9 protein-coding genes are annotated in these 14,768 nt (G+C 71.7%); 4 read left to right on the top strand and 5 right to left on the bottom strand.

Going from position 1 to position 14,768, the window contains the following annotated elements; genetic code table 11:
* Positions 1-2: 2 nt before the first annotated feature.
* Entirely contained in the window at positions 3-3,533 is a 3,531-nt protein-coding gene (gene mfd / locus STSP_RS12670; protein ID WP_067276140.1) for a transcription-repair coupling factor, read from the bottom strand.
* 180 nt (positions 3,534-3,713) lie between these two features.
* Between mfd and STSP_RS12665 the strand changes: the two genes are divergently transcribed.
* Together STSP_RS12665 and STSP_RS12660 are read left to right on the top strand one after the other, a co-directional pair.
* Positions 3,714-3,959 carry a type II toxin-antitoxin system Phd/YefM family antitoxin gene (locus STSP_RS12665; RefSeq protein WP_067276137.1) on the top strand — a complete coding sequence of 82 codons (246 nt, stop codon included), beginning with the start codon at positions 3,714-3,716 and terminating at the stop codon, positions 3,957-3,959.
* Positions 3,956-4,330: a type II toxin-antitoxin system VapC family toxin gene (locus STSP_RS12660; RefSeq protein WP_067276135.1), complete on the top strand. Its 375-nt coding sequence runs from the start codon at positions 3,956-3,958 to the stop codon at positions 4,328-4,330. Before STSP_RS12665 ends, STSP_RS12660 begins: the two co-directional genes overlap by 4 nt.
* 83 nt (positions 4,331-4,413) lie before the next feature.
* Here STSP_RS12660 and STSP_RS12655 read toward each other — a convergent pair whose 3' ends face one another.
* Both STSP_RS12655 and STSP_RS12650 read right to left on the bottom strand, forming a co-directional pair.
* The gene (locus tag STSP_RS12655; RefSeq protein ID WP_067276133.1) at positions 4,414-6,993 is read right to left on the bottom strand and encodes an ABC transporter permease; all 2,580 of its coding nucleotides are present in this window, start codon (positions 6,991-6,993) and stop codon (positions 4,414-4,416) included.
* Entirely contained in the window at positions 6,990-7,778 is a 789-nt protein-coding gene (locus STSP_RS12650; RefSeq protein ID WP_067276131.1) for an ABC transporter ATP-binding protein, read from the bottom strand. Before STSP_RS12650 ends, STSP_RS12655 begins: the two co-directional genes overlap by 4 nt.
* 642 nt (positions 7,779-8,420) lie before the next feature.
* Here STSP_RS12650 and STSP_RS12645 point away from each other — a divergent pair.
* Entirely contained in the window at positions 8,421-8,879 is a 459-nt protein-coding gene (locus tag STSP_RS12645; RefSeq protein ID WP_067276128.1) for a DUF485 domain-containing protein, read from the top strand.
* Positions 8,880-9,043: 164 nt separating this feature from the next.
* Entirely contained in the window at positions 9,044-10,633 is a 1,590-nt protein-coding gene (locus tag STSP_RS12640) for a sodium/solute symporter (RefSeq protein ID WP_078067128.1), read from the top strand.
* Positions 10,634-10,744: 111 nt separating this feature from the next.
* Here the strand turns inward: STSP_RS12640 and STSP_RS12635 are convergent, their stop codons facing one another.
* Both STSP_RS12635 and STSP_RS12630 read right to left on the bottom strand, forming a co-directional pair.
* Entirely contained in the window at positions 10,745-11,644 is a 900-nt protein-coding gene (locus STSP_RS12635) for a cellulose-binding protein (RefSeq protein WP_067276126.1), read from the bottom strand.
* 353 nt (positions 11,645-11,997) lie between these two features.
* Positions 11,998-14,763 (bottom strand): SUKH-4 family immunity protein, encoded by a 2,766-nt coding sequence (locus tag STSP_RS12630; RefSeq protein ID WP_067276124.1) that lies wholly within the window; start codon positions 14,761-14,763, stop codon positions 11,998-12,000.
* Positions 14,764-14,768 lie beyond the last annotated feature (5 nt).

Here is a 14,768-nt window from a genome sequence, read left to right as displayed (position 1 = left end):
GCCTACGATCCCAGGATCGACGTCAGGAACTCCCCGGTCCACCCCAGCAGTTCCCGCCCGACCAGCGGCTTCCCGCCGACCTTCGCCGTCTTCGGCCGCGGTACCAGGACCTGGTGGACGGCGGGCTTGACGACCGTGCCGGGGTAGAGCCGCTTCAGCCGCAGCTCCTGGGATTCCCTCAACTCCACCGGCGCGAAGCGGATGTTGTTGCCCTGCAGCACGATCTCGCCGACGCCGCACGCCCGCGCGAGCATGCGCAGGCCCGCCACCAGGAGCAGGTTCTCGACCGGCTCCGGCAGCTTGCCGTAGCGGTCCACCAGTTCCTCGCGTACGGATTTGATGTCGTCCTCCGTGTTGACGGAGGCGATCGCCCGGTACGCCTGCAGCCGCAGCCGCTCGCCGGGCGCGTAGTCGTGCGGGACGTGCGCGTCGACCGGAAGCTCGATCTTGACCTCGAGCGGCGGCTCCTCCTCGACCCCGCCCTCCAGCGACGCCCGGTAGTCCGCGACGGCCTCGCCGACCATGCGTACGTACAGGTCGAAGCCGACACCCGCGATGTGGCCCGACTGCTCGCCGCCCAGCAGGTTGCCGGCGCCGCGGATCTCCAGGTCCTTCATCGCGACGTACATGCCCGCGCCCATCTCCGTGTGCTGGGCGATCGTCGCGAGCCGCTCGTGGGCGGTCTCGGTCAGCGGCTTCTCCGGCGGGTACAGGAAGTAGGCGTAGCCGCGCTCGCGGCCGCGGCCGACTCGGCCGCGCAGCTGGTGCAGCTGCGAGAGGCCGAAGTTGTCTCCGCGCTCCACGATCAGCGTGTTGGCGTTGGAGATGTCGATGCCGGACTCGACGATCGTCGTGGAGACGAGCACGTCGTACTTCTTCTCCCAGAAGTCCACGACGACCTGCTCCAGGGTCGATTCGGACATCTGACCGTGGGCCGTGGCGATCCGCGCTTCCGGCACGATGTCGCGGAGCCGAGCCGCCGCGCGGTCGATCGACTCGACGCGGTTGTGGATGTAGAAGACCTGTCCCTCGCGCAGCAGTTCACGGCGGATCGCGGCGCCGATCTGTTTCTCCTCATACGGCCCGACGAAGGTCAGGACCGGGTGCCGCTCCTCCGGCGGGGTCGTGATCGTCGACATCTCGCGGATGCCGGTCACGGCCATCTCGAGCGTACGGGGGATGGGGGTCGCCGACATCGTCAGCACGTCGACGTTGGCGCGGAGCTTCTTCAGCTGCTCCTTGTGCTCGACGCCGAAACGCTGCTCCTCGTCGACGATGACCAGGCCGAGGTCCTTGAACTTGGTTTCGGAGGAGAACAGGCGGTGCGTGCCGATGACGATGTCGACCGAGCCGTCGCGCAGGCCCTCCAGGGTCGCCTTCGCCTCGGTGTCGGTCTGGAAGCGGCTCAGGGCGCGGACGTTCACCGGGAACTGCGAGTACCGCTCGGAGAACGTCCCGAAGTGCTGCTGCACCAGTAGCGTCGTCGGCACGAGCACCGCCACCTGCTTGCCGTCCTGGACCGCCTTGAAGGCGGCCCGGACCGCGATCTCCGTCTTGCCGTAGCCGACGTCGCCGCAGATCAGCCGGTCCATCGGGACCGTCTTCTCCATGTCCTCCTTGACCTCGGCGATCGTGGTCAGCTGGTCGGGCGTCTCCGCGTACGGGAAGGCGTCCTCCAGCTCGCGCTGCCAGGGTGTGTCCGGGGCGAAGGCGTGGCCGGGGGCCGCCATGCGCGCGCTGTAGAGCCGGATCAGGTCCGCGGCGATCTCCTTGACCGCCTTCTTGGCACGCGCCTTGGTCTTGGTCCAGTCGGCGCCGCCGAGCCGGTGCAGCGTGGGCGCCTCGCCGCCGACGTACTTGGTGATCTGCTCCAGCTGGTCGGTGGGGATGTAGAGCCGGTCGCCGGGCTGGCCGCGCTTGGCGGGGGCGTACTCGACGACCAGGTACTCGCGGGTCGCGCCCTGCACGGTGCGCTGCACCATCTCGATGTAGCGGCCGACGCCGTGCTGCTCGTGGACGATGTAGTCGCCCGCCTCCAGGGTCAGCGGGTCGATCGTCTTGCGGCGGCGGACGGGCATGCGGGCGCCGTCCTTGCCGGCCGCCTTCTGGCCGGACAGGTCGGTCTCGGTGAGGACCGCGAGCTTCAGGGCGGGGTCGACGAAGCCGTAGTCGATCGAGCCGCAGGCGACGTGCACGACGGACGGGGTGAGGTCGCCGAGGTCCTGGTCGAGGCGGGCCGCGATGCCCTCGCCGCCGAGCACCTCGACGGTACGGGCGGCGGTGCCGTGCCCCTCGGTGACGTAGACGGTGTGCCAGCCGTCGGAGATCCAGCCCTTGGTGTCGGCCAGCGCCCTGGCCGTGTCGCCACGGTACGACTCGGGGGCGTGCATGCCCAGCTTGAGCGTGTCCGCGTCCAGCTCTTCGTCCGCGGCGAACGGGGACACCGACCACCACATCATGCCCAGCTCACGGGCCCGGTCGCGGACGTCCGCGATGGACCAGAGGGAGGCCGCGTCGACGTCGATGGGAGCCTCGCCGCCACCCGCGGTCGCGGCCCAGGAGGCCTGCAGGAACTCCTGTGACGTCGCCACCAGGTCCGCGGCCCGCGTCCGTACGCGCTCCGGGTCGCAGACCACGGCCATGCTGCCCTTGGGCAGTACGTCGAGCAGCAGCTCCATGTCGTCGACGAGGACCGGGGCGAGGGACTCCATGCCCTCGACCGCGATGCCCTCGGCGATCTTCCCGAGCAGTTCCCCGAGCTCCGGATGCTCCTCGGCGAGGGCCGCCGCCCGCTGCCGTACGTCGTCGGTGAGCAGCAGCTCACGGCAGGGCGGCGCCCACAGGCCGTGCTCGGCGACTTCGAGGGAGCGCTGGTCGGCGACCTTGAAGTAGCGGATCTCCTCGACGTCGTCGCCCCAGAACTCGATGCGGAGCGGGTGCTCCTCGGTCGGCGGGAAGACGTCGAGGATGCCGCCGCGGACCGCGAACTCGCCGCGCTTCTCGACGAGTTCCACGCGCGCGTACGCGGCGGCCGCCAGCGCGTCCACCGTCTCCTCCAGGTCGGCCTGCTGCCCGGTGCGCAACGAGACCGGCTCCAGGTCGCCGAGGCCCTTGACCTGCGGCTGGAGCACGGAGCGGATGGGTGCGACGACGGCGGAGACCGGGCCGGTCTCGGGGTCGCCGGCGCTCGGGTGCGCGAGGCGGCGCAGGACGGCGAGGCGGCGGCCCACGGTGTCGGACCTCGGGGACAGCCGCTCGTGCGGGAGCGTTTCCCAGGAGGGGTACTCGACTACTCCGTCGGCGGGCAGGAGGGACCTGAGCGCCGCCGCCAGGTCCTCGGCCTCCCGGCCGGTCGCCGTCACGGCGAGGACCGGCCGGTTGGTCTCCCGGGCCAGCGCCGCCACCGCGAGGGGTCGGGCCGCGGGGGGCCCGACCAGGTCGACGTGCATGCGGTTGCCGTCGGTCGCGGCCTTGACTGCTTCGGCGAGTGCGGGGTCCTTGACTACGGCGTCGAGCAGACCGTGCAGGCTCATGAAGGGCTTCCGTCCGGGGTGAGTGGGCAACGCGAACCGCCCGACACGTCGCACGGGCCGGGGGCCTCCAGCGTACGACGCCGGGGTTTCGCCCGCTTGAGGGAACGCCGTGGCTCGGACGACGGAAGGGGGCTACGCTGAGTCCACCGCCTAGTCCACCTCGACTCCTGCGAGGCAGTCATGGAAGCAGCCCGGCAGTACAACATCCATGAGGCGAAAACCCACTTCTCCCGGATACTGCAACAGGTCGAGACGGGTGAGGAGGTCGTGATCAGCCGGGCGGGCCAGCCGATCGCCAAGGTCGTCCCCTTGCGGGCGAAGGTCCAGCGGCCAGGTCGCGGATCTCTCCGGGGCCAGATCCACATCCCCGAAGACTTCGACGAGCTGCCCGATGACATCGCCGAGGCTTTCGGGATGCGCGGATGAGGCTACTCCTGGACACGCACGTCGCTCTGTGGTGGCTGGGCGACTCCCCAGAGCTCTCCGACGAGGTCAAGGGCTGGCTCGACACGGAGCCCGAGGTCTATCTCAGCGCCGTATCCCCCTGGGAAGTCGCCATCAAGTTGTCCATCGGCAAACTGCCCGGCCCATCGGATCTCGCCGAGCGGTTACGCGACAGCCACTTCAAACCACTGGTGATCACGGCGGCACACGGTGCGCGCGCCGGACAACTGCCGCCGCACCACCGCGACCCCTTCGACCGCATGCTGATCGCCCAGGCTCAGACTGAGGGGCTGACGATCGTCACGCGCGACAGCTGGATCCCGAAATACGACGTCCAGACCCTGCGGGCCTGACCTCGCGGCCAGACAACGGATCCCGGCCCCGGAGAGCCATAGCTCTCCGGGGCCGGTCCTTCCCCGTTCCCCACCCGCAGCGCCTATTCCGTGGCGATCGCGTTCAGCACGTTCATCCGCCCCGCCCGGAACGCCGGGACCAGCGCCGCGATCAGGCCGACGAAGGCCGAGGCCACGAAGACCGTGGTGATCGTCGGCCAGGGGATCTCGAGGACGGTCAAGCCCTCGAGGGCCAGCAGCTGCTGGGCCGTGGCGCCCCAGCCCATGCCCAGGCCGAGGCCGAGCAGGGCGCCGAAGAGGGCGATGACGACCGACTCGAGGCGGATCATGCGGCGCAGCTGGCGGCGGGAGAGGCCGATCGCCCGCATCAGGCCGATCTCCCTCGTCCGCTCCACCACCGACAGGGCCAGGGTGTTCACCACGCCCAGGACCGCGACGATGACCGCCAGCGCAAGCAGGCCGTAGATCATGTTGAGCAGCTGGCCGATCTGATCCTGCAGCGCCTCCTTGTAGTCGGTCTGGTCACGGACCGTGTACTGCGGGTAGTCGTCCAGGGCCGCCTTCAGCGACGTGTACGCGGCGGCCTCCTGGCCGTCCTTCGCCGAGGCGAAGAGCAGGACGTCGAGGGGCATCTTGTCGGCGGGCACGTACTTCTCGGCCGTCGCGATCGACGCGTACATCGCGCCCTTGTCGATGACAGCCTCGTCGCTGGTGATCGCGCGGACCGTCAGCTCCGCCGTCGACCCGTCCCGGAAGTCGACCTCGATCGTCGAGCCGAGCTCGATGCCGTGCTTCTTCGCGAAGCCCTCGAAGACGGACATCGAGTCGGGGCGGTAGGCGTCCGCGAGGTCGCCGGCCACGGTCTCGGTGCGCAGGTCCTGCGCGTACGACGGGTCCGCGGCGTTGATCGTCTCGCCCTTGGACGTCTTGCCGTCGGGCGTGGTCAGCGTGGCGTCGAGCAGCTTGTACTCGGTGAACCGCGCCACGCCCTCGGCGGACTTCGCGGCCTCGACCGCCTGCGCGGTGATCGGCGCGCCCATGTCGGACTGGATGATGAAGTCGGCGCCCACGGTCTTGTCCAGCTGGTCCGTCGCCGAGCCCACCATCGAGGAGCCGACGACCGACAGGCAGGCGACCAGCGCCAGGCCGATCATCAGGGCCGCGCCCGTGGCGCCCGTGCGGCGCGGGTTGCGCAGCGCGTTGCGCTCCGCCATCCGCCCGACCGGGCCGAAGAGCCGCAGCAGAACGGCGCTCAGCACCCTCACCACACCGCCCGCGAGCAGCGGGCCGATCACCACGAAGCCGATCAGGGTCAGGACCACGCCGGCGCCGAGCCACAGCGAGCCGTCGCTCGCCTTGTCGGCGGCGGCCGCCAGGTAGAGGCCGTAGCCGCCGGCACCGGTGAGGACCAGGCCGATGAGGGCCCGTACCCAGCCGGCCTTCGCGTCGGCCGGGGCTCCGGCGTCGCGCAGCGCGGCCATCGGCGAGACCTTGCCCGCGCGCCGGGCGGGCAGATACGCGGCGAGCACGGTGACGACGACGCCGAGCACCAGGCCGACCACCGGGGTCGTCCAGGCGACGGTCAGGTCGTCGGTGGACAGGTGCATGCCCATCTGCCCCATGAGCTCCATCAGCCCGATGGCCAGGCCGACGCCCGCGCCGACGCCGAGGACGGACCCGAAGAGGCCGAGCAGCAGCGCCTCGGCCAGCACCGAGCGGTTGACCTGCCTGCGGCTCGATCCGATGGCGCGCATCAGGCCGATCTCGCGGGTCCGCTGGGCGACCAGCATCGAGAACGTGTTGATGATGAGGAAGATGCCGACGAGGAAGGCGATCCCGGCGAAGCCGAGCATCGCGTACTTCATCACGCCCATGAACTCCTGGACGTCCGCGGCGTTGGCGTCGGCGACCTCCTTGGCCGTCTGCACCTTGTAGGCGCCGTCGAGTCCGGCGGCGACATCCTTCTTCAGCTGGGCGTCGCTGACTCCGGACGCGGCGGTGACGTTGATGTTGGTGTAGACGCCGGTCTCGCCGACGAGGGCCCGCTGGGCGGTCTTCGTGTCGAGGTAGAAGATCGCGGCACCGGGGTTGGTGACGGTGAACTCCGCGATGCCGGAGACCTTCGCCTTGTGGGTGCCGACCGCCGTGATGACGCCGATCTCGTCGCCGAGCCCCAGGTGGTGCTTGTCGGCGGTGTCGGCGTCCACCATGATCTGGTCGCTGCCGCGCGGCGCCGCACCGGAGGTGATCTTCATGGTGCGGGCGTCGTTGGCGTTCCAGTTGCCGACGATGGTCGGGGCGCCGCTCGTGGGCGAGAGGCTGTCCTTGTCGGCGTCGACGACGGTCACCGAGGTCGAGAAGACGGTGCCGTCGGCCGACTTCACACCGTCGACGCCGCGCACCTCGCCGAGTACGGAGGCGGGCATGACCGGCGGCTTGCCGGTGCCGGACGTCGTCTCACCGGTGTCGGACGAGCCCTTGGCGCTGACCGTGACATCGGACGCGGTGGTCGCGAAGAGCTTGTCGAAGGTCGTGTTCATGGTGTCCGTGAACACGAGCGTGCCGCACACGAACGCCACCGACAGCAGCACGGCGACGGCGGACAGCGCCATGCGTCCCTTGTGCGCGAAGAAGTTGCGCATCGAGGTCTTCAGGACGGTCATGACGTACGCCCCCGCGCGTCGAAGTCCTTCATCCGGTCCAGGACGGCGTCGGCGGTGGGACGGAGCATCTCGTCGACGATCCGTCCGTCGGCGAGATACAGCACGCGGTCCGCGTAGGAGGCGGCCACCGGGTCGTGCGTGACCATCACGATGGTCTGGCCGAGCTCGTCGACCGAGCGGCGCAGGAACCCGAGGATCTCGGCGCCGGCCCGCGAGTCGAGGTTTCCGGTCGGCTCGTCACCGAAGATGATCTCGGGCCGGGATGCGAGGGCGCGGGCCACCGCGACACGCTGCTGCTGGCCACCGGAGAGCTGGGTGGGCCGGTGCTTCAGCCGTTCGGCGAGACCGACGGTCTCCACGACCCGCTCCAGCCACTGCTTGTCCGGCTTGCGGCCCGCGATGTCCATCGGCAGCGTGATGTTCTCGATGGCGTTGAGCGTCGGCAGCAGGTTGAACGCCTGGAAGATGAAGCCGATCCGGTCCCGGCGCAGCTGGGTGAGCTTCTTGTCCTTGAGGCCGGTGATCTCGGTGTCGTCCAGGTAGATCTGACCGGACGTCACCGTGTCCAGGCCCGCCAGGCAGTGCATCAGCGTCGACTTGCCGGACCCCGACGGGCCCATGATCGCGGTGAACCGGCCGCGGGCGATGTCCACGTCGACCTGGTCGAGCGCGACGACACGGGTCTCGCCGGAGCCGTAGGCCTTGACGACCTGCCGCGCCCGCGCGGCGACGGCCGTAGTCCCGCCCGTGCCCCCGTGCTTGGGAATGGTTACAGCCGTTGTCACGGTAAGTCTCCTATGTCGGTCGGCAGATGGCGCAGTGATGGTGGCGCAGTGGTGGTGGCGCAGTGATGGGCCGTGGATGTCGGTCAGCGGTGATGCGATGCCCGGCGGGCGGCCGGGCTGCCGTGCTGTGCGCGCTTCAGTCTGGTCTCGTCGAGCGGTCCGGCGCGCTGGTGCCCAGCGCAGTCTTGTGCGGGGGAAAACCCCACCTCCGAACGGGCGGTGCGGACGCTCCGGCGGCTGACCGCCGCGCCCCGACCGCGTAAAGCCAGGCTAAAGAGCGGCCGCGTGCCTTCTCGTCCTCCGGCGGTACGAACCCTCCCCCGCCCCAAGTACGGAGACACCCCTAGGGGTTCTCCACCCGCCGGTGGAGAAGGACTCAGGGTTGCCTCCGCCCTCGCTGCGGGGTCGCCTCCGCCCTCGCTGCTCCGATGCTGCACCCTGACGCGACGAGAGGGTCAAGTAAGGGTCGTCGGACGGCAGTAGCGGCAGCAGCGACAGCGGTAGCAAGCGCATACCGACCACTCAGTTTGCCGAAACCGTCGCGCACGCCGATACCAGCGAGTAACGTCTCGCCCCACCCTCCACCCGCTCCACTCCCTGCGGTCCCCGAACGGGACCCTCAGCCGCGCAAGGAGAACCGGGATGTCAGATCTGCCGCACCACTCGTTCCACGCACGGCCCACGCACCAGCCCGCCCCGCCGTCACCGCCCGCGTACCCGACCTACCCCTGGCAGCCGCAGCAGCCCCACGCGGCCGAGAAAGCCCCCACGCGCCGGCTACCCCGCCATCCCTCGCTCGGGAACCACAGCGACCTGCGGTTCCTGCGCAGCGCGTACCGCTGGCAGCGCCGCGTGGCGACCCTCACGGCGCTCGGCTACTTCGTCCTCTTCCTCATCCTGTCCGCCTTCGCACCCTCGCTGATGACGGACACCGTCTCCGGAGGGCTCTCCACCGGGCTCCTGCTGGGACTGTGCCAACTGCCCGTGGCCTGGCTCGCGCTCGCGCTGTACGAACACACGGCGCGCCGCCGCGTCGATCCGCTGGCGGACCGGCTGCGCAGGCAGGCACGCCACGAGGCGCTGCGGGAGGCCGCCCGATGAGCAGCGGCACCGCGCCGGACGCCGGCGACCCCCTGGCCATCCTGCAGAACTCCGCCGAACCCGTGGGCGTACCCGTGGGTGTCCTGCAGAACCCCGCCGAACCCGCGGGCATCCTGCAGAACTCCGCCGGGGCCGTGACCGGATTCAGTGACTCCGCACAGACCATGTCCCTGGTGGCCTTCACCGCACTGGCCACCGTCACGCTGCTGCTGTGCGTGATGACCGGACCCGACCGCGACGACCTCGACGGGTTCTACACCGGGTACGGCTCGCTGTCGCCGATGCGCAACGGCCTCGCCATCGGCGGCGACTACATCTCGGCCGCCACCGTCCTCGGCACCGGCGGCATCATCGCGCTCACCGGGTACGACGGCGTCGTCCTCGCCCTGAGCACGGCGCTGTCGCTGATGCTGCTGATGTTCCTGCTGGCCGAACCGCTGCGCAACGCGGGTCGGTTCACCATGGGTGACGCATTCGCCCGCCGGATGCCGGGGCGTTCGGTGCGCATCGCCGCGTGCGTCGCGACGATCGCGGCGCTGCTGCCGATGATGCTCGTGCAGCTCGCGGGCGCGGGCGATCTGCTGGCGTTCATCCTCGGGTTCAGCGGCGACGGACTGAAGACGGGATGCGTCGTCGCCCTCGGCGCACTCATGATCAGCTATGCGGCGATCGGCGGCATGAAGGGCACCGCCCTGATCCAGATCCTGAAGATGGTGATGCTGCTCGGCTCGGGCGCGGTCGTGTCCGTGCTCGTCCTGCACCGGTTCGCCTGGGACCCGGGGGCGCTGCTCTCCGCGGCCGCGCAGGGCAGCGCCGCCGGCCCCGCGTTCCTGCACTCCGGACTGCAGTTCGCGGGTGGGGCGCATCCGCGCCTGGACATGATCACTTCGGAGCTGACGGTGGTGCTCGGCGGCGCGTGCCTGCCGCACGTCACCATGCGCATGTACACCGCCCGCAGCGCACGCGAGGTGCGCCGCTCGATGTCCTGGGCCGTGTCCACCGTGGCGCTGTTCATGCTGATCATCGCGGTGGTCGGGTTCGGTGCGGCGGCCCTGGTCGGGCGGGCCGGGATCACGGCGGCCGATCCGCAGGGCAACACGGCGTATCTGCTGGGCTCCCAGGCGGCGTTCGGCGCGGACGCCTCATGGGCGGAGACGATGCTGTTCACGACGGTGACGACGGCGATCTTCCTCACGCTGCTCGCCTCGGTCGCGGGGATGATCCTGGCCTGTGCCAACTCCCTCGCCCACGACGTCTTCGCGCACCGCAGGAGGCAGATCTCCCCGCGCAGGGAGATGACGCTGGCCCGCGGCTCGGCGCTGGTCGTCGGGCTGGTCGCGATCGGTCTCGCCACGCTGGTGCAGCACCGCAACCTGCAGCCCCTGGTCACGCTCTCGTTCTGCGTCGGCGCGTCCGCGCTGGCCCCCGCCCTGGTCTACGGCCTCTTCTGGCGCCGCTTCACGCGTACCGGCCTGATATGCACCCTGATCGGCGGCACACTCACCGTGTATGTCCTGATGACCGGCACCAACCTGGTCTCCGGCTCCCCCACGTCGGCGTTCCCCGAACACGACTTCAACTGGTTCCCGTTCACGACGACGGGCCTCGTCTCCATACCCCTGGGCTTCGCCCTGGGCTGGCTCGGAACCGTACTGTCGGCCCGCCGCGCGGCCGACGAACAGCGCAGGCAGTACGAGGCGGTGGAGGCGTGGATTCTGGCGGGGGCGAACAAATCAAGCCCGTCCGGCGATTGAGGACGAGCCCGTTAGGGCGATAGGGGGGTCTGGGGGCGCAGCCCCCAGCGGGGTCCAGGGGCCGGCCCCTGGTTACGGGAAGGGGCGGGGTGGGGGAGATCGCGCCGCAGGCTACGACGCCCCCTCCACCCGAGCCCCCCGCCCCGTCAACGCCGCAAGACTGTTCCGCACATGATCCATATGCGCCCGCACCTCGTCCCACTGCTCCCCATGCACCCGCAACACCCGCTCCGTCTCCCGCCCGATCGCATCCTCACACGCCCGCGCATCCGCAAGAAGCTCCCCGGCCCGGGTCTGCGCCTCCTCCTGGATACGCCACGCCGACTCCTCCGCCTCCGCGAACGCCCGCTCCGCCTCGGACAGACGCCCGTCGGCCGCAGCCGCCAGTTCCTCGTGCCGCCTGTCCGCCGCCGCCTCCCGCTCGGCGATCTCGAGCCCGGCGGCGCCCCACCGCTCGGCGTGCTCCTTCTCCAGATCGGCGAGCATCTCCGCGGTCCGCTCGCGCATCTCGCGCAGCACGGCCAGCGCCTCACCCCGCCGCTCCTTCACCTCGCGCCGGGCCGCGATCCGGACCTCGTCGGCGGTCGCCTGGTCGGCGAGCAGCCGCTGCCGGGCGCGCTCGTCGGCCTCGGCGCGCACGGTGTCCGCGTAGACGCGCGCGGCGTCGCCCATCTCGCGCGCAGCCTCCTCGGCGGCCGCGGTGACCCGCCCGGCATCCGCGTGCGCCGCCGCCAGCACGGCGGCCGCCTCCTCCTTGCCGAGCGCGAGGATCCGCTGCGCACGCTCCCCGAGCGTCTCGTACGTCTGTGGAGTGAGCCCGGCGACGACCTCCCGCAGCCGCTCCGCCTCGGTCTCCATGTCCTTGGCCAGCACGGTCAGTCGCGCGGCGCGCTCCCACGCCTGGTCGCGCTCCTTCGCCAGGCGGGTGACGTACGCGTCCACCTGCCCGGGCCGGTAGGCGCGGCCCCGCACGACGACGAAGCCGTGGGGCGACACCGATGCGCTGCTCATCCTCGAATCCCCTCTCGGCCCACCGGATCGGGCGGTCCGGCAGTCCCGAACCCGGCATGACGTACACCACTCCGTACAACCCGTCAAACAACTCGACGTGGCGCACATCTTGATGGATCAAGAGGAAACACTCATAACGCGACACTCCGCCCGGCCGCCCGCTCAAGGATGAGGCACAAAGCAGCAGAAACCGCAATCACACGCGGGTGCCGCCCGACCGACCGCCGACATCCGCGACCACACGAACGAGGCGCCCGACCCGTCCCCGGGTCGAGCGCCTCGTTCATATGGTCGTCGTACGGCGAACCGTGCCGACCCGACGTGCCGACTCGTACGCGCAGCCGCGACAGGCCCTAGAGCAGCCCGTCCCACATCTGCTCGAGCAGGACCGACCACCAGCTCTCCGGCGACGCGAGCGCCGCCGGGTCGAGCGCGGCCAGCTGCGCCTGGAAGTCGACGGTCCAGCGGCCCGCCTGCTCCTGGTTGAGCCCGTACCGCAGCCGCCACATCCGCCCCAGCAGGGCGAGGCAGCGCACGAACTCCGGCAGCCCGGTGTTCACGAACTGCGGCGGTACGGGAGCGCCGCCCGGGCCCGCCTCCACCGGCACCGCGACGATGTTCGCCGTGCCGTACTGGACACAGACGGCACGGCCGAAGTCGCTGCCCATGACCAGATACGAACCGGCGTCCGACGCGGGCTGCACCCCGCGCTCCTGTGCCAGCTCGGCGAGGGTCGGCACCGGGCGGCCCGGCTGGGCCTGCGCCCAGAAGAACGGGCCCATGTCGACGGGCAGTCCGGCCACCACCAGTGTGTGCGCCACGATGTCGGGCACACCCTGCCGGGACACCGCCCGCTGGTCGAACCGGAAGACGCCGGGACCGAACGCGGCCGCCAGCTCCTGCGCGACACCCTCCGGCGGGATCGGCGGCGCGGGCTGCACCTGCGGCAGCGGCGCACGCACCGGAGCCGGACGCGCCGGCCCGTCCGCGACCTGGTGCAACTCGCCCTGGTGCGCGAGCAGTTGCTGCATGCCCTGCCGGCGCGAGGCGTGGTCCTTGCCGTACGGCGCGATCGACGTGATGCGCGCCTGCGGCCAGTTCTCACGGATCATGCGCGCGCAGTACGCGCCGGGCAGCTCGCAGGACTCCAGCTCGGTGTGCAGCTCCAGGACCTGGTCCGGCGGGACGTTCATGGAGCGCAACTCGTGGAAGATCTGCCACTCCGGGTGCGGTGTGCCGGGTGCCGAGCGGCGGATGAGCTGCTGCTCGGAGCCGTCCTGCGCGCGGTAGCGCAGCACGGCCTGGTAGCCGGGGCCGACGGTCGGCTGCCCGGGCGGCTGCGGCGGATAGCCGTACGCGGGGGGCTGCTGCCCGGGCACAGGCTGTCCCGGCACGGGCTGTCCCGGCACCGGCTGTCCCGGCACGGGCTGCCCCGGCACGGGCCGTCCCGGCACGGGCCGTCCGAGTTGGCCCGGCATGGGCGGGCCTGGGATCGGCTGCCCCGGCACCTGCCCGGACATACCTGGCGGCGGCATTCCCGGGACGCCCGGAGCTCCGGGAGCCCCCGGCGGCGGTGGCACGCTCGGACCGCCCGCCGAAGGCGCGGAGAGCACGGTCGCCGCCTGGTGGACGCCACCCAGAGGCGTACCCGGAGCGCCCGGCGCGCCCGGTGCACCCGGCGGCGGAGGCACGCCGGGCCCGCCCGTACCGCCGAGGCCAGGGCCAGCCGGCACCGCGGCTCCCTGGTGCCCGCCGCCCGAAGACGTACCAGGAGCGCCCGAAGCGCCCGGTGCGCCCGAAGTGCCCGGGGACTGCGGCGGAGCACCGGGAGTACCTGGCGGCTGTGGAGCATCCGGGCCCAGCCGCGGCACCAGCTGCGTCGGAACGTAGCCGCCCGCCGGGGTCCCGGAAGCACCGGGACCGCCGGGCGGAGGCGTACCGCCCGGACGGGCACCCGGCGTACCCGGCGCGCCCGGAGGCGAAGGCGTCGACGGCCCGCCGCCCCGCGCACCGCGCGGCGGGGCCTCGGCCTTGCTGGTCGCGACATCCGCGATGTCACCGGCGGCGGGCAGCAGCGGAGCGCCCGGGGTACCAGGGGACCCGGGGGCACCGGGAGCCCCCGGCACACCCGGAGCGGCCGGCAGCCGGGCCGCACCGGGCCCGGCCGCGCCCGCAGACGCCGGCGGCCGGGCGGCATCGGACCCCGGATAGCCGTACGACGCGGAGGCACCCGGCGCACCGGGCGCGGGAGGGCCCGGCTGAGTACCCGGCCCCTGCGGATAGCCGTACGACGCAGGAGCACCCGGCGCGCCAGGCGCACCAGACGCAGGAGGGCCGGACGGCGTACCCGGAACCTGCGGATAGCCGTACGCAGGCGCGCCCGACTTGTCCAGGGCGGGCGCCACCGCGGTGGGCGGCAGCTGGCTGCCGCCCGACATCAGCGCCGTCTTCGCATCCGGCGCCACACCCGGCGGCGGGGCCTCCTCATCGTCCGCGCCGACCAGAGGCGGCGCGAAGACTGTCGCGGGGAGCGGCACGGAACCGTCGTCGCCCGCGTCCGCGTTGGTGTCGGTCCCCGCCCACGGCGTCACCCCGGCCGGAGCACCCGGCGTCGTCGCGGGCAGCCCCTCGCCGGGAGCCTGCCCGCGGCCGCCGGCGTCCGAGGGAGAGGGGGAACCGGCACCCCCCGGCTCCCCGGCCCCTCGCCGATCCGCAGCCCCCAGCCGGTCCGCCGCCTCCTGCAACCACTCCGGCGGAGTCAGCAGGAACGACGTCTGGTTGAGGTCGACCCGATCGGCCACCGGCGGCGCCGACGCCGCCGGCACCTCCGACGCGCCGTACTCCTCCTCGTACCGGCGGATGACCTCGCCCACCGGCAGCCCCGGCCACAGCGTCGCCTCGCCGCTGTCCCGGGCGATGACGAGCCGCTGCCGGCCGCCGTCGGAACGGGCGCCTCCCCCCGTGCCGGACGCCTGGGAGGCATCCCCGTCGCGGTCCTCCGCCCACACCACGAAGCCCAGCTCGAACTCCCGCACCCGCACCTCGCGATGCAGATACGCGGGCAGGTCACCGTTGATCCACTCTTCCGCGCGCTCCTGCGCCTGCGCAAAGGTCACCATCGACA

It is taken from the genome of Streptomyces jeddahensis (assembly GCF_001642995.1).
GTDB lineage: Bacteria > Actinomycetota > Actinomycetes > Streptomycetales > Streptomycetaceae > Streptomyces > Streptomyces jeddahensis.
This window is presented reverse-complemented; position numbering and strand designations above follow the sequence as displayed.